This is a genomic window from Nonomuraea turcica (assembly GCF_030718205.1).
Lineage (GTDB): Bacteria > Actinomycetota > Actinomycetes > Streptosporangiales > Streptosporangiaceae > Nonomuraea.
Genome location: NZ_JAUZQF010000011.1, coordinates 24,143 through 40,761 on the forward strand (window position 1 = coordinate 24,143; position 16,619 = coordinate 40,761).

A 16,619-nucleotide genomic window follows, 5' to 3' on the forward strand; every position below is an offset into this window, starting at 1 on the left:
TGCGAGGCGGAAATGTCGGTGTCGGCCGCAGTCCAGGGGACGGTTTGCCGGACCTGGAAATGTCGGTGGCTCCCGGCATGATGGGGTCATGACCGAGACGCCGCCCATCACCGTCCTGGCCGACGACACGGCCTACGCCGAGGCCGTGCAGCTGGCCGTGGACTCCGCCGCGGCCTACTACGGCGACGGCACCTCCACGCTCGACGACGACGCCTACGACCGGCTGGTCCGCGGCATCCAGGCCTACGAGGAGGAGCACCCCGAGTCGGTCCTGCCGTCCTCGCCCACGGGGAAGGTGGCCGGCGGAGCCGTCGTGGGCGACGTGCCGCACACGGTGCCGATGCTCAGCCTGGACAACGTGTTCAGCGCCGAGAAGCTGGCGGACTGGGCGGCCGCGCTCGAGCGCAGGCTCGGCCGGGCGGTCACGGTGTGGAGTGTGGAGCCCAAGCTGGACGGGCTGGCGATCTCGGCCCGTTACCGCAACGGCCGGCTGGCCCAGCTGGTCACGCGTGGCGACGGCAGCGCGGGCGAGGACGTCTCGCACGCCATCGGCACCATCGTCGGCCTGCCGGACCGGCTGGCCGACGCGGTCACGGTGGAGCTGCGCGGCGAGGTCATGATGACCGCCTCGCAGTTCGAGGACGCCTGCGCCAAGCGGCAGGCGCACGACGGCACCACGTTCGCCAACCCGCGCAGCGCGGCCGCGGGCACGCTGCGCACGCGGGAGCGGCCCTACGTGTGCGAGCTGACGTTCTTCGGCTACGGAGTCGTGCCGCCGCCGGACGACCACTCCGACCTGGCCGTGGGCCTGCGCGAGTGGCCGCACAGCCAGATCATGGACTGGGTCGCCGGTCAGGGCGTGCAGACCACGGCCGCCACGCCCGTTGCGGGGATCGTGGCCGAGACGCTGGAGCGGGTGCAGGAGCGCATCGGGGAGATCGCCGCCGCCCGCCCCGAGCTGCCGTTCGGCATCGACGGCATCGTCATCAAGTGCGATCTGGCGACCGACCAGGCGGAGGCCGGGTTCAGCTCGCGGGCGCCGCGCTGGGCGATCGCCTACAAGCTGCCCGCCACCGAGAAGATCACCAAGCTGCTCGGCGTGGAGTGGAACACCGGCCGCACCGGCGTCATCGCCCCGCGCGCCGTGCTGAAGCCGGTCGAGCTGGACGGCAGCATCGTCACCTACGCCACCTTGCACAACGTCGCCGACATCACCCGCCGCGGCCTGATGCTCGGCGACAGCGTGACCGTCTACAAGGCGGGCGACGTGATCCCCCGCGTCGAGGCGCCGGTCGTGCACCTGCGCACCGGCGACGAGCAGCCGATTCCGATCCCCCAGGCCTGCCCGTCCTGCGGGGACGCGATCGACAGCTCGCAGGAGCGCTGGCGGTGCGTGCGCGGCCGCGCCTGCCGCGCGATCGCGTCCATCATCTACGCGGTCGGCCGCGACCAGCTCGACATCGAAGGGCTGGCGGACAACCGCATCCAGCAGTTCCTCGACGCCGGGCTGATCGCCGACTTCGCCGACTTGTTCTCCCTGACCCGCGAGCAACTGCTCGATCTGGAGCGCATGGGTGAGACCAGCACGGACAACCTGCTGGCGGCCATCGAGCAGGCCAAGACCCGGCCGCTCAGCAGGGTGTTCGCGGCACTGGGCGTGCGCGGCACCGGCCGGTCCATGAGCCGGCGCATCGCCCGCCACTTCGCCACCATGGACGCCATCCGCGCGGCCGACGCGGAGGCGATCCAGCAGGTGGAGGGCATCGGCCCGGAGAAGGCGCCGGTGGTGGTGGCCGAGCTGATCGAGCTCGCCCCCCTCATCGACAAGCTCGCCAAGGCGGGGGTCAACATGACCGAACCAGGCGCCACGCCGCCCGCCGAAGGCGACCCGGCCCCGAGCGGGCTGCCGCTGGCCTCGATGTCGGTGGTGGTCACCGGCGCGATGACCGGACCGCTGGCGTCGCTGTCCCGCAACGAGGTCAACGAGCTGATCGAACGAGCGGGCGGCAAGGCGTCCTCCAGCGTGTCGGCCAAGACGTCAATGCTGGTGGCCGGAGAAAAGGCCGGCTCGAAGCGAGCCAAGGCGGAGACGCTGGGGGTCCGGATCGTCAGCCCAGAGGAGTTCGCCGCCGAGGTCAGCGCATTCCTCTGACGGGAGCGTCGACACGATCGTCGCTCGCTGCGTTCAAGTGCATGGCCGTCGCCGGTTGACTGCTGGCGGGCAGTCGTGCTGTCAGGGGCTCACATTTCCTCCCCGGAGGAGCTCATGACGGGACGGACTTCCACGGCCGCGAAACGAGCGTCGGGGAACCGCGCCGCGATCTCTATCGCCCGTTCCGTGCTCTCGCAGTCGACGACGACGTAGCCGGCAAGGTGCTCTCCTGCCGCGGCGAACGGGCCGTCCGTGGCCACGGGCGCGCCGCCGCGTACCCGGATGGTCTTGCTCGTCACCGGGTCGGCCAGGGCTTCGCCGCCGATCAGCTCGCCGGACTCGACGATCTCCTGGATCAGGGCCTCGACCTGCGCGGCCAGTTCGGCGCGCCCTTCCTCCCGCAGGGCGAGCGCCTCAGGGGTACGCAGGAAGGCGGGGCGGCCCCAGGTCTGGGCGACGGTGTAGATCATCAGCAGGTAACGCACGTGGGTTCCTTCACGTTCGTAGTGCCTTTGACCAGTGGTCGGAGCCCGCGGCCGGGAGTCGACATCGACCCGCCGGAAATCACGAACGCGGGCGCCGCCCTCCGAAACGCTGGTGAACCTGGGAGCCGCCCATCAGCAAGGCCCGGCCCAGCGGCGTGGCGGTGTGGATCACGTTGGGGCCCATTCGCCGGCTGACGATCAGCCCGGCCTCCCGCAGCACCTGCGTGTGCTGGCTGGCCGCGGAGGCGGAGATCTCGTGGAGCCGCGCCAGCTCACCGGTCGTCGCCCCGTTCACGGTGGCACGCAGGATCCCGGCCCGAGTGGAGCCGAGCAACCGCCCGACGGGGGTGCCCGGGTCGTCGGAGGGATCCTTCGGCACGCCCAGCAGGTGATCCCGCTGGATCGGGTAGACCAGGACCTGCGGCAGTTCGGGGTCCGCCAGGGGCACGGGCGCGCCCCAGCAGAAGTACGACGGGATCAGCACCAGCCCTCGCCCCTCGAGATGCACGTCCCGGTCCACCGGGTGATCCACCACCGTCAGCACGGGCGACTCCCATCGCATGGCCGGCCGGAAGGTCTCCAGCATGGCCCCGACCCCGCCGTCCAGGTAGGCGCGCCCGCGCATGGCCCGATCGGCGTCCACCATGCCCTGAATGTTCGACCAGTGCGGGCGGAGAGCGGCCTCGAAGTACGCATACAGGCCGTGCCGCAGCTCGTGGAAGGCGTCCTTGCGCCCGTCGGCCAGCCCCCAGGCCCATGACGGCGTCCTCGCCAGGCCCGCCAGCTTGTCGAGTTCCTGCCGGAGGAACGGCCGCGGCGTGCTCAGCACGGCGTCCACTCCGGCGTCCAGTCCGAGAGCCGCGTCAGCGGGAGTGAGGAAGTCGGGCATGTAGAGGGAGGTGCCTTGGTAGAGCGGCGCGAGGACGCGGCGCGCCGTGGCCAGGGCGTCCGCCTTGGCGAGGTTGTGCCGGGCCTGGTCCCGCCACGCGCCGAACACCGTCCTGCCCTTGCGCCCCGCCAACCGGCAGATGCTCAGCGCGACCTCCCACAGCGGGTCGGCCGCCGGGACGATTCGAGTCCGAACGAGATCATCGCTCGTGAAGTGAATCCGCAACATCTCTGTCGCCTCATGCTGGGCTTTTAAGCTGTGGTCTCAGAGAGTAGACGCGCTGTCACGGACGCGACACGATTATCAGCAAAGTGTTGGGAAGGCGTGAGGGGCGACCAGATGGCCGCACGGTTCCGGGTGCTCGGCGTCGTGGAGATCACCGCGGACGGGCACGTGGTCGGCCTGGGGAGCCGGCAGCGGGAGGTGCTCGCGCTCATGCTGCTCCGCGCCAACGACACGGTCACCGTGGGGCAACTGGTCGACGCCGTCTTCCCGGATCAGGCTCCCGAGTCGGCACGCCGGCTGATCCAGAACACCGTGGGACGGCTGCGCCGAACGCTGACCGCGGCCGGTTGCCCCGACGTGATCAGGACCAGGCCGGGCGGCTACCTCCTCGAAGCCGGTCCGGACACGCTCGACCTGCTGGAGTACGTCGAGCACGTCAAGGAAGGCCGCCGGGCGGCCGCCTACGGCATGGATCGGCAGGCCGTCATGTCGCTGCGCCGCGGGCTGGAGCTGTGGCGGGGCCCCATCCTGGCCGACGTCAACGCCGTGGGGCTGGAAGCGGAGAAAGCCCGCATGCGCGAGGCTCGCATGGCCGTCCACGAGGAATGCCTGGAGCTGGAGTTGCGGCTCGGCCGGCACCGTGAGCTGCTTCCCGAGCTGACCGAGCTGACCGAGGAGCATCCGCTGCTCGAGCGGTTCTGGGAGCTGCGGATGCTCGCCCTCTACCGGTGCGGCGCCAAGACGGAGGCGCTGGCGCTCTACCAGAACGCCAGGGCGATCTTCATCGAAGACCTCGGCCTCGAGCCAGGGCGCCGGCTGCAGCGGCTGGAGCAGGCCATACTCGCCGACGACCCGACACTCGACCTCGACATGCGCCCGGACCAGCTGCCCTCGGACGTGCCCGACTTCGCCGGGCGCGAAGAGGCCCGGTCCGCGCTGGAGGCGGTCCTGCGGCCCGACCCCGGGCACGCCACGCCCGTCATCGTCGTGGCGGGCAGGGCCGGGGTGGGCAAGACCACCCTTGCCGTCCACGTCGCCCACCGCCTGCGAGAACGTTTCCCCGACGGCCGGCTGTTCGCCCGGCTGCGTACCATTCACGATCGCCCCGTGGCGGCCGGCGAGGTGCTCGCTCATTTCCTGCGGGCGCTCGGCGAGCCGTCCCACGACCTCCCCGACGGTGTGAACGAACGCGCGGCCAGGTTCAGGGAGTGCCTGGCGAGCAGGCGGGTCCTCATCGTGCTGGACGACGCGGTCAACGAGGCGCAGGTGCGTCCCCTCCTCCCGGGCGGCGCGGAGTGCGCCGTACTGGTCACCAGCCGATCCAAGCTGGCCATCCTGCCCAGCACCGGCCGCCTGGAGCTGGAGGAGCTGGAGCCGATCCAGGCCATGCGCTTCCTCGCCAGGCTCGCCGGCACGGAGCGGCTGTCGGCCGAGCCGCAGGCCGCACACGAGCTCGTCGGGCTGTGCGAGAACCTCCCGCTGGCGCTCAGGATCACCGGCGCCACGCTGGCCGGCCACCCCCACTGGCAGGTCGCCCACCTGATGAAGCGGCTCAGGGACGAACGGCAACGACTCGAGGAGCTCGGCGACCTGGCGGTGCGCGGCGCCATCGCGCTGGCCGCCGATGGGCTCGACCCGGCCGCGCTCCGGCTGCTGTCCGCGCTGGCCCACACCGACACCCCGGAGATCCCCGCCTGGACCGCCCTGGCCGTGGACGGTACACCGGACCTGGTGGACAGCCTGGTCGACGCCCAGCTCCTGCACGTGGCCGGGCCCCAGCGTTACCGCCTGCACGACCTGGTCCGGGCCCATGCCCGCGAGCTCGGCGGGGCCGAGTCCGTCCCCCGCGTGCTCGGCGGCTGGCTGGCGCTGGTCGAGCGGGCGCACCGGACGGCGTACGGCGATCACGCGGCCCTGCACGGCACGGCCGCCCGCTGGCAGCCCCCGGGCGTGGACCTCGTCGATAGCGATCCCCTGACCTGGTACGACACCGAGCGCCCGAACATCGTCGCCGCCGTCAGCCAGGCCGCCGCGCTGGGCCTCGACGAGCTGTGCTGGGACCTGACCGTGAGCGCGGTGTCGTTGTTCCAGACCCGAGGGCACTACGACGACTGGCAGGAGACGCACCAGGTCGCGCTCAGCGCCACCCGCGCGGCGAACAACACCCGTGGCTCCGCGGCCCTGCTCACCGGGACCGCCCTGCGGGAGGCGTACCGGCATCGCTACCGGCCGGCCGGCGCGGCCATCGAGGAGGCCCTGGAGCTCTTCGAACGCTGCGGCGACCGGCACGGCTGGGGGTTGGCGAGCACGGTGGCCGGGTTCATGGCAGGCATGCGCGGCCGGTACGCCGAGGCGGTCGAACGGTGCGGTCAGGCGCTCGACGCGCTCCGCCAGGCCGGTGACGCGCGCGCGGAGGTCCTCGTGCTGCGCCTGCTCGGCCAGCTCCTCCTAGACGTCGGCCACGCCCGCCCGTTCCAGGACGAGACCGTCGCCGCCGACCAGCTCACCCATCCGGAGGTCGGCTACCGGATCGGCGAGCTACTCCTCACCTCGGGGCGGCTGCACGAGGCGGAGCAGGCGTTCACCGACCTGCTGTCCACCGTCACCGAGCTCGAGGATCTGCGGTGCGAGGCCTTCGCCCGCTACGGCCTCGGCTATGTGCATCTTGAGCGGCGCCGGTACGCCGCGGGCGAGGAGTACCTCCATCAGGCCATCGAACTGGCGAGTGCGGTGGACGCGCCGCTGATCGAGGCCAAGGCGTGGCTGGCGCTCGGCGCGGTCAGCAGGTCGCGCGGCGACTACGAGGCAGCGCTGCACAGGTTCGAGCGGGCCGAGCGGCTGGCGCAGTTCATCGACTCGCCCCTGTGGCAGGCCCGCGCCCTACGCCAGGCGGCCGTGGCGCACAGCGAACGGGGCTGCGAGACGGCGGCCGCCGCGGCGCGTGCCCGGCTGGGCGAGCTCCTCGCCTCCATCGGCGCCGTCGACTCCGACGTCGACGCGGGAGTCCCGTCCCTGCGGGTTTTCTGACGGGCCTTCCCCATCGACCCTTAATCGTCTATCGTCGATTATCGATGGACAGTCAAGAGGGGCCTTTGGCGCGGGCCGAGGCCGAGGAGTACGCCGGCTGGTTCAAGGCGCTGGCGGATGCGACGCGGATCCAGATCGTGTCGCTGCTGGCGCGGCGGCGGACGCCGATGAGCGTGGGTGAGATCGTGGCCGCCTCCGGGGTGGGGCAGTCCACGGTGTCGCATCACCTGAAGATCCTGACCGAGGTGCGGTTCGTGCTGGTCGAACGACAGGGCACCTCCAGCCTGTACCGGATCAACGAGGCCTGCGTGAGCTGCTTCCCGACCGCCGCCGACGTGGTCATGGGCAACCCGGTGCCGGCCGCGCCCACCTGCGAGTGAAGGGGACCGTGATGGCGCACGACGAGATCATCGATCGCTACTCGAGCCTGGCCGGACGGGCCGCCGCCGGTCCCGGGCTGGAGATCCGGCCCATGCGCGATGCGGACGCCGCCCAGGTGCTGGCCATCTATCAGGCCGGGCTGGACACCGGGCAGGCCAGTTTCGAGACGACGGCGCCGAGCTGGGAGGGGTTCACCGCGGCGCGACTGCCGCACCTGCGGTATGTGGCGGCCGACACCGGAACCGGCCAGGTCGTGGGGTGGGTGGCCGGCTCGGCGGTGTCGGCGCGGCCGGTGTACGCGGGCGTGGTCGAGCACAGCGTCTACGTGCATCCCGGCTGCCAGGCGCACGGCATCGGCACAGCGTTGCTGACGACGTTCATCGTGGCCTGCGAGGACGCCGGCGTGTGGACCATCCAGTCGGGCATCTTCCCGGAGAACGCGGCCAGCCTCGCATTGCACCGGGCGCTCGGCTTTCGCGTCGTGGGCACCCGCGAGCGCATCGGCCGCCACCACGGCCGCTGGCGCGACGTCGTCCTCGTGGAACGACGCAGCACCGCTGGCTGAGGCGCGGGCCCGCCTGCTGAGGCGCGGGCCCGCGGGGCGAGCGGCAGGGCCAGCGCCGTCTCAGTCGCCGCCGACCGACACGAACCCCGTCCCGGCCCGGTAGTTCGGCGACTGATGCCGGAAGTAGGTGTTGTAGACCTCGCAGTAGCGCCCTCCACGCGCCAGCAACGTCCCGTGATCACCTTCCTCCACGATCCGCCCGTGATCGAGCACGATGATCCGGTCGACGTGCTCGATCGTGGACAGCCGATGCGCGATGACGATCGAGGTGCGCCCGGCCAGCACCAGGTCCAGCCCTTCCTGGATCTGCGCCTCGGTCAGCGGGTCCACGCTGGCGGTGGCCTCGTCCAGCACCACGATCGCCGGGTCCTGGATGAGCAGCCGGGCCAGCGCGACGAGCTGCCGTTGCCCCATGGACAGAGCCCGCCCGTGCTCCCCCACATCGGTCTCCAGCCCATGGGGCAGGGCGTCGATCCAGTCGCCACCGCCCACGGCGGCCGCCGCCGCACGCACCTCCTCATCGGTGGCCTCCGGCCGCGGATAGCGGATGTTGTCGGCGACGGTGCCGCTGAACAGGAACGGAGCCTGGGGCACCGCGCCGATCTGCCGGCGATAGCTCCCCAGCTCCAGGCCGCGGATGTCCTGTTCGTCGAGCAGCAGCCGCCCTTCCTGGAACTCGTAGAAGCGGGTGATCAGCTTGCTGAGCGTCGACTTGCCGGCTCCGGTGTGCCCCACGAGCGCCACCGTCTCCCCGGCCTCGATGACCAGGTCGAAGTCACGCAGCACGGGATTGCCGGGATCGTAGCCGAACGTGACGCCCTTGAACTCGATGCGCCCCGCCAGCTTCTCGGCCGGCCGCGGATCGTTCTGCACCACCCTGGGGGGCGCGTCGATCAGCGCGAAGACCCGCTCGGACGCCGACAACCCCTGCTGGAACTGCGACCAGAACGCGGCAATGGACGTCAACGGGAACCAGAAGAGGGCGACCCCCTGCAGGAACAGGTACCAATCACCAGCGGACAACCCACCCGCCAGCACCGTTTCCCCGCCCAGCTGAACGAGGACGACCGTCGCGAGCCCAGCCACTGTGAACAGCACGGGGAAGATGGTGGAGAAGACGAACCCCTGCCGGAGCGTCACCTGATAGCTCTGCCGGTTGATGGGCCGGAACTCCTCGTAGACCTGCCGCTCCTGCCGGAAGTTCTTGGCCACCGCGATCCCGCCCATGGTCTCCTGGAGGTTCGCATTGACCCGGCTCAGCGACCGCTGCGCCCTGCGCGTGCTGGCCCTGGCCATCCGCCGGAACACCAGCGCCAGTGCCACCACGATCGGCACCACCAGCAACGTCAGCAGAGCCAGCTCCACGCTCCGCACGAACAGCAGCACCGTGACGAACCCCACCATCAGCACCTGGCTGATCAGGTCCATCGTCAGTGTGGACACGGCGGCGAAGTCGTCGGTGTCGGACGTCACCCGGCTGACGATCTTCCCCGACGGTGTCTCGTCGTAAAACGACAGGTCCCGCTCCAGCACCGCGTCGAACGCGTCCTCCCGCAGGCGCAGCACGACATCCCCGGTGACCTGCGCGCTGTATTTCTGCCGCACGAAGTTGACCACCCAGGAGAGCGCGCCGGTGCCGAGGATCCCCGCCGTGAGCATCCATCCCACCTGGCCGATCGTGCCATTCGCGATCGCGTCGACCGCCAGGCTGCCCAACGCCGGTATGGCCGCCTGACTGGCCGACATCAGCACGATCATCGTGGCGACGAGGACCATCGCCCCCAGCTTCGGCCGGAAGTAGGACAAGATGCGCCGCAGCAGGTCACGGTCGTTGTATGTCCGGTCGTAGTCCTCGGCGTCCAGGCCGTCCATGAGGAAGCCCATCAGCGCACCCCTCCCTGCTCGCCGGCCATGGACGGCTCGGCCTCCGCAACCTCATCACCCATCTCGACCTCGTCGTAATGGGCGAAGACCCGCCGGTAGAGGCGGCTTCGCGCGATCAGCTCGTCATGCGTGCCGAAGTCGACGACCTGGCCCCTCCTGAGCAACAACACCTTGTCCGCCCACCGAATCTGGGAGAGCCGATGAGTGATCAGCAGCGTCGTCCGGCCTTCGAGGATGCGGCCGATGGCCTGCTGAATCTTGTCTTCCGTCGCCGAGTCGATGGCGCTGGTGGAGTCGTCCAGGACCAGAATCGCCGGATCGGTCAGCAGGGCCCGAGCGATGGCCAGCCGCTGCCGCTGCCCACCGGACAGGGTGACCCCCCGCTCCCCGATCACGGTGTCGTATCCCTCGTCGAGCTCGCCGATGAACTCGGCCGCCTGAGCGTCCTCCGCCGCCCTGACCACCGCGTCATGATCGGCCCGCTGCCCCAGGCTGAAGGCGATGTTCTCGGACACGGACCGCGAGAACAGCACGATGTCCTGCTCGATCGTGGAGATCTGCGACCGCAGCGAATCCAGATCCCAGTCCCGCACGTCGACACCGTCGACCAGAATCCGGCCGCCCGTGACGTCGTAGATCCGCGGAACCAGCTTCGTCAGCGTGCTCTTCCCCGACCCGGTCTCCCCGACGATCGCCACCGTCTCCCCCGGCCGCACGGTGAAGGTGAGCCCACGCAGCACGGGCTCGCCGTCCTCCTGGTAGCCGAAGGTGACGTCCTCGAAGACGATCTCCCCGGTGATCGGCGCGGCATGCCCGTCCACCCGCTGCTCGATCTCGCTCTCCCCGGTGACGATGCTGAGGATCCTGCGCGAGGACACGATCCCGATCTGGATCAACGAGAACGTGAAGAGCGACATCTGCGTGGGGAACCCGAGCATCCCCATGAGCCCCATGAACGCGACGAGCTCTCCGAGGGTGATCGCCCCGATGCCTTGGAGGTAGAGCCCGTGCCACAACGCCCCGGCCATCGCGAAGGAGAACAGCAAGGTGGGCAGGTAGCGGGCCTGCACGAGCCCGTTGCGTACGAACGAGTCCCGATAGCGCCGCGCGTTGGCACGGAAGCGTCGCCGCTCCTGCCCTTCCTGCGCGGTCACCTTGATCACCTCAATGCCCCGCACCGCCTGGTTGAGCCCGGCGTTGAGATCCCCGAACTCCTCCCGCATCCGGGTCGCCACGGGGTTGAGCTGCCTCATGTAGTGCCAGAGCGCGACCGCGAAGACGACCGCGAAGACGCCCGGTGCCAGCAGCAGCCGCGGGTCGATGGCGGCGATGAAGAACAGCGGCACGATCCCGGTGAGACCCGAGTCCACGATCAGATCGACGCCCGGCGTGATCATGATGGACAGTTGCCGGATGTCGTTGGCGGCCCGCGCCATCAGGTCCCCGACCCGCTGCCGGTTGTGGAACGTCTGGCTCTTGCCCAGCAGGCTCACGTAGAGCTCGTCGCGCGCGTCCCGCTCCAGCCGCTTGGCGAGGACCTCGCTGGACATCCGCGCGACGAGGTCGAACACCCCTCGGGCGATCACGATCGCCAGCAACGCCAGCGCGATGAGCCCGAGCGCGTCCATCGGCCGGCCCCGCTCCCCCAGCACGGCGTCGAAGGCGTCGCCGGTGAGCTGCGGCACCATGGCGTTGAGCACCGTCATGACCACCGACCCGCCGAGGAACCCGACGAGGTAGAGCGGATGACGCCGCAGATGGGACCAGAGCCAGCGCACCGGACCACGCCGGCTATATCGTGGCCCGGAAACGGAGAACTCTGACGTGCTGGTAGTCACGGGCACCGCCCCCGATGCGGTTCGGCGAAACTTCGACCCCGCTTTCTATCACCGCCCACCGACAGTTTCCCAACGGTTTTCCCCCGGGCCTGTGGGTGACCAGTTACGGCGCGGTGAGCGGTTCGGCCTGATAGGCCCGGTGCAGCAGCTGTACGAACGCCGGCGCTTCAGGCAAGGACACGGAGCCGATCCGATGGACCGCCACTCCCGGCGTCCATGAGTTCATGACCACAGCCCCGGCCAGCGCGGGCAGGTCGGACACCGTGACCTGCTGGGCGCGCTGGGGCACACCGAGGCGATCGAGCTGTCGGCGCACGATGGCCATCGTGATGCCGCCCAGCATCTCGGCCTCCGGCCAGACGACCGCGGCGCCGTCCCAGAAGGCCAGGTTCCAGATCGAGCCCTCGCTGAGCCGGCCCCGGCGGTCGACGAAGGCGGCGTCGTCGAACCCCTGGCGGACGGCCTGCCGGAGAAAGTACGTCTTGGCGCCCTCGCCGACGTGCTTCACCGCCGGGAGGAACCGTTCGTGTTCGACCGCCGCCAGCGCGAGCGGCCCTCGCGGGCCTGACGCGGCCGGCCCCGTACGAATCAGCAGTTCGGGCTCCACCTCAGCCCCTGCCGAGGTGAACTCGCCGGCCGGGGAGTACGCGGTGGCCGTCAGCGACACGTCGGCCGGGCCGGCCTGCAGTGCCGCCCGGAGACAGGCCCGCACCCGCTCATCGGGCAACGCCCGGCCGAACAACTCGACGGAAGCGGACCGCAACCGCTCCAGGTGGAGGTCCAGGCCCCGCACCTGGCCTCCGCGCACTTGCATGGCGGTGAAATGCGCGTAGCCCGCGAAGGCGAGCGGCCCCAACTCCTCGGCCGTCGCCGCGCGGCCGTTGCGGTGCACCACATATGTCATGGGACGACGCTAAAGCTTCACACCGATATGAAGGTCAATCTGCCATGCGGAAGGCGTCGGCGTGTGCATGCGCCCATTCCTCGAACGTACGCGGCGGCCGTCCGAGCACGTCCTGCACCGTCGGGTGCACCTCGGACTCGTCGAGCGTGCCGTCCACGAAGAACTGGAAGAACGCGTCGACGTACTCGACCGGCATGCCCGCCTCCATCTCCGCCCGCGCCTCGCTGTTCGTCAGCCCTTCGCACCGCAGGTCCCGGCCGAGCACCCGGCCGAGGACGGCGACCTGGTCGGCGGGCAGCAACGCGCGCGGGCCGGTCAGCTCGTAGATCCGGTCCTCCTCGCCGTCACTCATCAGCGCATGGGCCGCGACGGCCGCGATGTCGTACGGGTCGACGGCCGCGACCGGCACCTCGGCGAACGGCACCCGCACCACGTCGCCGGCCGCGAGCTGCGGCAGCCAGCGCAGCGCGTTCGACATGAACGACCTGGGCCGCAACATGGTCCAGGACAAAGCCGACTCCCGCACGGCCCGCTCCGAGAGCGTCATGTAACGGGAGACGGCGTTGCCGAGGTCCTCCAGCGCGGCCGAGCCGCCGCTCAGGAGGACGACGTGGCGCACCCCGGCCTTACGTGCCCGGGCGAGCAGGCCAGGCATGTCCGCATAGCCCGACAGGAGGAACAGCCCGTCGACGCCGTCGAGCGCTTCGACCAGGCTTTCGGGCCTGTTCAAGTCGCCGGTCACGGGCTCGGCGCCGGGTGGCAGCGCGTGGCCGCGCGGGTCACGGACGAGCGCCCGGACCTGCCGGCCGGCCGAGGTCAGCGCGCCGACCAGCTCGGAACCCACGTTCCCTGTCGCACCTGCCACCAAGATCATACGAACCTCCGTGCCGCAACGAACCCGACCGCCAGGGTAGATCAACGCGGCCGCGATGCGCGATGCCCCGATCCACGGCGCTCCTAAGGTTGGGCACTGCCGAAATCGATGCCCGACAGGTCGGCGCGCGAGGAGACGCCCAGCTTCGGGAACGCCTTGTAGAGGTGGAATCCGACCGTCCGCGGACTCAGGAACAGTTGGGCGCCGATCTGCCGGTTCGTGGCGCCGGTCGCGGCAAGCCGTACGACCTGCAGTTCCTGAGGAGTGAGTGCGTCGAGCGGGTTCGGCGCGACGCCGAGCTCCGGCAGGTCGGCGCGGGCTCCTGCCGCGGCCAGCTCCGCACGGGCCCGCTCGGCCCAGGGGACGGCGCTCATCGCCGCGAACCGGCTCATCGCGGAACGCAACTGCACCCCGGCGTCGGAGCGCCGCCGCGCCCGGCGCAGCCATTCGCCGTACAACAACTCCGTCCTGGCCTGCTCGAACACCCGCCCACCGCGGGCGTGCCAGTCGAGCGCCGCCATGTACTGCGCCTCGGCCTCCTCGCGAGGGGCGAGCAGCGCGCGGCACCGGTACGCGACCGCGGTCGCCCACGGCCGGCCGCTGGCCGCCGCCCAGGCGTCGAACCGGGTGAACGCCTGGGCCGCCCGCTCCGGGACGCCCAGGCGGGCGCAGGCCTCGACATGGTCCGGTAGGGCGAAGGTGACGATCACGGTGTGGCCCAGCGGGCCTGCCAGCACCCGCGCCATCCGCTCGGCCACCGCCTCGTATCGGGCTCGTACGAGGTCGAGCAGGGTCAGCGCGCAGCCACCCCAGCCCGATCCGTTGCGTTCCTGGGCGGCGCCTTCGGCCTGCTGGGCGAGCCGCAGGCACCGGTCGTCCTCGCCTTGGATCGCGGCGAGCCGCGCGAGGATGCCATGCAGGTGCCGTAGCCGTCCCGCCTGCCCGGTGTCGTGCGCGATCTGCCACGCCTCGGCGCCTGATTCGGCCGCCTCGGCATGCCGTCCGCGCAGGATCCGCGCCTGCGTGAGGAGCTGCAGAGCGTGCGGCAGTGCACCGATCAGGCCCTGTTCCCGGCAGGTGCCGACGCGCGCGGCGGCCAGCTCACAGGCCGCGTCGTCGTCGCCGGTCATCAGCGCGCTGAACACCGCGTACGTACCGACGACCTGGTCGGTGACGCGGCCCGATGGAATGGCGGCGCGCAGGAGCGGTAGTCCCGCGGCCGGATCTCCGGCGGCCACCCGTTCCATGCCACGCACTGCCGCGGCCACGGGCGCGAGGCGGGGGTCGATGCCCGGCCGGAGGGATTCCAGCAGCTCCGCGGTCTGCCGCAGGGCGTCGTGGTCGCCGGCGAACCAGGCGTCGCCCGCGGCGGTCGCGAGCAGGGACGCCGCCTCGTCCGGCGCAGTACGGGCGATGCCGGAGGCGGCCTCGATCAGCGTGGACGCGGCCGGAGCGCCATGTTCGGCGTCGACCGCGGCCCGTACGGCGGCCAGCCGCGCCAGCACCGCGGCATCGCCGGTCAGCCGCCGCCCGCGATCGGCCGCGGCGCCCGCCCGGGCGAGCTGGCCGGCCCCGAGGGCCGCCTCGGCGGCGGCCATCAGCCGGCGCGCCCGTTGCCGCGGATCGACGGTGAGCTGCGCCGCGCGCTCGTACGCGGTGGCGGCCGAGGCATGGCTGCCGCGCCGCCTGGCGCGCTCCCCGGCGGTCGCCAGCACGGCTGAGATCTCCTCATCGGGTCCGACCGCGGCCGCGGACAGATGCCAGGCCCGGCGGTCGGCGTGCTCGTGACCGTCGAGCGCGCCGGCCAGCGCACGATGCGTGGCCACCCGCCGAGCGACGGGCGCCTCGTGGTACGCGGCCGCCTTGACCAGGGGGTGGCGGAACCGCAGCCGGCCCTCGGAGACCTGCACCAGCTGAGCGCGTTCACCCGGCTCCAGGTCAGGCAGCCCGATGCCGAAGCCCTCCGCCGCCTTCAAGACGAGCTCCAGGCTGCCGGAGTCCTCGGCTGCGGCGATCAGGAGCAGGAGCTGGGCGGGCTCGGGCAACCGGCGGATCGCGGCGCGAAAGGACTGCTCGAGCCGCCCGGCCAGGGGAAGCCGCGGCGGTTCCAGAGGCAGCGGGCTGAGCTGCCCCGCGCGCTGCGCAGGCGTGAGCGACCCGGCGAACTCCAGGAGTGCCAGGGGATTCCCCTCTGCCTCTTCGATCAGGCGGTCCCGGACCTCCGGCACCAGATCGGCCGCCGCGTCGGCGAGCAGCGTCTCGCAGTCCTCCCGTTCCAGCCCGGCGAGCTCCAGCTCGGGGATGCCGGGAACGGAGGACTCCCGAGCGGCCAAGATCATGGCAATCCGCTCGGCCCCCAGCCTGCGCGCCGCGAACGCCAGCGCGTCCACCGACGCACGGTCCACCCACTGCGCGTCGTCGACGAGACACAGCAGCGGACGGTCGGCGGCGAGGTCGGCGAGCAGGGTCAGGACGGCGAGACCGACCAGGAAACGATCCGGCCCGCCACCCTCGCCCTCACCCTCACCTTCGCCGAACGCACCGCGCAGTGCTTCCCTTTGCGCCGCGGGAAGTGCCGGGACGAGGTGCCGCACCGGTCTCAGGAGCAGATGCAGGGCTGCGAAGGGCAGCTCCGCCTCGGCCTCGACGCCGGTGATCCGCAGCACCAGCAGATCGTCTCCGGCCGTACGCGCGGCCTCCTCCAGCAGCGCCGATTTGCCGATGCCCGCCTCTCCACGCACGACAACGGCACCGCCCCGGCCGCTGCCGGCCTCAGCGATCATCCTCTGCAGAAAGGCGATCTCCGCATTCCGGCCGATCATGATGCCCTGACCTTACCTAACCGGCTCCGCAGGTCTGCGTGCGACTTCAGTCATCGTGACCTATTCGGCAGCGGCCCCCCTCTCGTACGGTCGGTCGTATGGAGATCGTGGAAACACAGCCGGTGGGAACCGTCGTCGGCGGGCGGAGCGAGGCGTTCGACGACGACTGGAACACCGTCGAGGCGTTGATCCGGCTCGACGAGACCCGCTTCAAGCCTGACGCCCTCGCCGGGCTGGACGCGTTCTCGCACCTGGAGGTGGTGTTCCTCTTTCACCTCGTGGAGCCGGCTTCGGTGCACACCTCGGCCCGGCGCCCCAGGGGCAATCCGGAGTGGCCTCGGGTGGGCATTTTTGCGCAGCGAGCCAAGAACCGCCCGAACAGGCTGGGCGTCTCCCGCTGCCAGTTGCTCACCGTCGACGGCCTCGACGTGCGCGTACGCGGCCTGGACGCCATCGACGGCAGCCCGGTCCTCGACCTCAAGCCGTACATGGCCGAGTTCGGTCCGCAGGGCGAGGTCGTGCAGCCGGATTGGGCGACCGAGTTGATGCGCAACTACTACTGAGACAAGGGGC

Annotated in this window: 12 protein-coding genes; 5 read left to right on the forward strand and 7 right to left on the reverse strand. The window is 71.1% G+C overall.

Annotated features, from left to right (window positions below; translation table 11 throughout):
* The first annotated feature begins 88 nt into the window (after positions 1 to 88).
* Positions 89 to 2,152, forward strand: a complete 2,064-nt coding sequence (ligA, locus tag Q9G87_RS27350; protein WP_305919346.1) for an NAD-dependent DNA ligase LigA — start codon at positions 89 to 91, stop codon at positions 2,150 to 2,152.
* A gap of 89 nt (positions 2,153 to 2,241) precedes the next feature.
* On the opposite strand, the gene Q9G87_RS27355 is transcribed toward ligA, so the two are convergent.
* Together Q9G87_RS27355 and Q9G87_RS27360 are read right to left on the reverse strand one after the other, a co-directional pair.
* On the reverse strand, positions 2,242 to 2,637 hold the full coding sequence (locus Q9G87_RS27355) for a YciI family protein (RefSeq protein WP_305919347.1): 396 nt from the start codon (positions 2,635 to 2,637) through the stop codon (positions 2,242 to 2,244).
* A 79-nt stretch (positions 2,638 to 2,716) separates the two neighbouring features.
* Positions 2,717 to 3,754, reverse strand: coding sequence for an ArsR/SmtB family transcription factor (locus tag Q9G87_RS27360; protein ID WP_305919348.1), 1,038 nt, complete (start codon positions 3,752 to 3,754; stop codon positions 2,717 to 2,719).
* Between the two features lie 111 nt (positions 3,755 to 3,865).
* Between Q9G87_RS27360 and Q9G87_RS27365 the strand changes: the two genes are divergently transcribed.
* From Q9G87_RS27365 to Q9G87_RS27375, 3 genes are read left to right on the forward strand one after another with little or no spacing between them, the layout of a single operon-like run.
* Complete coding sequence (locus Q9G87_RS27365; protein WP_305919349.1) at positions 3,866 to 6,778, forward strand: AfsR/SARP family transcriptional regulator; 2,913 nt, start codon at positions 3,866 to 3,868, stop codon at positions 6,776 to 6,778.
* Between the two features lie 44 nt (positions 6,779 to 6,822).
* Positions 6,823 to 7,158, forward strand: coding sequence for an ArsR/SmtB family transcription factor (locus Q9G87_RS27370; protein ID WP_305919350.1), 336 nt, complete (start codon positions 6,823 to 6,825; stop codon positions 7,156 to 7,158).
* Positions 7,159 to 7,169: 11 nt separating this feature from the next.
* Positions 7,170 to 7,724, forward strand: coding sequence for a GNAT family N-acetyltransferase (locus Q9G87_RS27375; RefSeq protein WP_305919351.1), 555 nt, complete (start codon positions 7,170 to 7,172; stop codon positions 7,722 to 7,724).
* Positions 7,725 to 7,784: 60 nt separating this feature from the next.
* Here the strand turns inward: Q9G87_RS27375 and Q9G87_RS27380 are convergent, their stop codons facing one another.
* The 5 genes from Q9G87_RS27380 to Q9G87_RS27400 form a co-directional block, all read right to left on the reverse strand.
* Entirely contained in the window at positions 7,785 to 9,608 is a 1,824-nt protein-coding gene (locus Q9G87_RS27380; protein ID WP_305919352.1) for an ABC transporter ATP-binding protein, read from the reverse strand.
* Complete coding sequence (locus Q9G87_RS27385; RefSeq protein WP_305919353.1) at positions 9,608 to 11,386, reverse strand: ABC transporter ATP-binding protein; 1,779 nt, start codon at positions 11,384 to 11,386, stop codon at positions 9,608 to 9,610. Before Q9G87_RS27385 ends, Q9G87_RS27380 begins: the two co-directional genes overlap by 1 nt.
* 163 nt (positions 11,387 to 11,549) lie before the next feature.
* On the reverse strand, positions 11,550 to 12,350 hold the full coding sequence (locus Q9G87_RS27390; protein ID WP_305919354.1) for an aminotransferase class IV family protein: 801 nt from the start codon (positions 12,348 to 12,350) through the stop codon (positions 11,550 to 11,552).
* Positions 12,351 to 12,384: 34 nt separating this feature from the next.
* Positions 12,385 to 13,224 (reverse strand): NmrA family NAD(P)-binding protein, encoded by an 840-nt coding sequence (locus tag Q9G87_RS27395; protein ID WP_305919355.1) that lies wholly within the window; start codon positions 13,222 to 13,224, stop codon positions 12,385 to 12,387.
* Between the two features lie 83 nt (positions 13,225 to 13,307).
* The gene (locus tag Q9G87_RS27400) at positions 13,308 to 16,046 is read right to left on the reverse strand and encodes a helix-turn-helix transcriptional regulator (protein WP_305919356.1); all 2,739 of its coding nucleotides are present in this window, start codon (positions 16,044 to 16,046) and stop codon (positions 13,308 to 13,310) included.
* Positions 16,047 to 16,144: 98 nt separating this feature from the next.
* Between Q9G87_RS27400 and Q9G87_RS27405 the strand changes: the two genes are divergently transcribed.
* Positions 16,145 to 16,609 carry an SAM-dependent methyltransferase gene (locus tag Q9G87_RS27405; RefSeq protein WP_305919357.1) on the forward strand — a complete coding sequence of 155 codons (465 nt, stop codon included), beginning with the start codon at positions 16,145 to 16,147 and terminating at the stop codon, positions 16,607 to 16,609.
* Positions 16,610 to 16,619: the final 10 nt, after the last annotated feature.

Bases quoted from the DNA above. Each gene is read 5' to 3' on its own strand.
- Q9G87_RS27370 (WP_305919350.1), top strand. From the start codon at position 6,823: ATGGACAGTCAAGAGGGGCCTTTGGCGCGGGCCGAGGCCGAGGAGTAC.
- Q9G87_RS27400 (WP_305919356.1), bottom strand. From the start codon at position 16,046: ATGATCGGCCGGAATGCGGAGATCGCCTTTCTGCAGAGGATGATCGCT.
- Q9G87_RS27365 (WP_305919349.1), top strand. From the start codon at position 3,866: ATGGCCGCACGGTTCCGGGTGCTCGGCGTCGTGGAGATCACCGCGGAC.
- Q9G87_RS27380 (WP_305919352.1), bottom strand. From the start codon at position 9,608: ATGGGCTTCCTCATGGACGGCCTGGACGCCGAGGACTACGACCGGACA.
- Q9G87_RS27395 (WP_305919355.1), bottom strand. From the start codon at position 13,224: ATGATCTTGGTGGCAGGTGCGACAGGGAACGTGGGTTCCGAGCTGGTC.
- Q9G87_RS27390 (WP_305919354.1), bottom strand. From the start codon at position 12,350: ATGACATATGTGGTGCACCGCAACGGCCGCGCGGCGACGGCCGAGGAG.
- Q9G87_RS27375 (WP_305919351.1), top strand. From the start codon at position 7,170: ATGGCGCACGACGAGATCATCGATCGCTACTCGAGCCTGGCCGGACGG.
- Q9G87_RS27405 (WP_305919357.1), top strand. From the start codon at position 16,145: ATGGAGATCGTGGAAACACAGCCGGTGGGAACCGTCGTCGGCGGGCGG.
- ligA (WP_305919346.1), top strand. From the start codon at position 89: ATGACCGAGACGCCGCCCATCACCGTCCTGGCCGACGACACGGCCTAC.
- Q9G87_RS27360 (WP_305919348.1), bottom strand. From the start codon at position 3,754: ATGTTGCGGATTCACTTCACGAGCGATGATCTCGTTCGGACTCGAATC.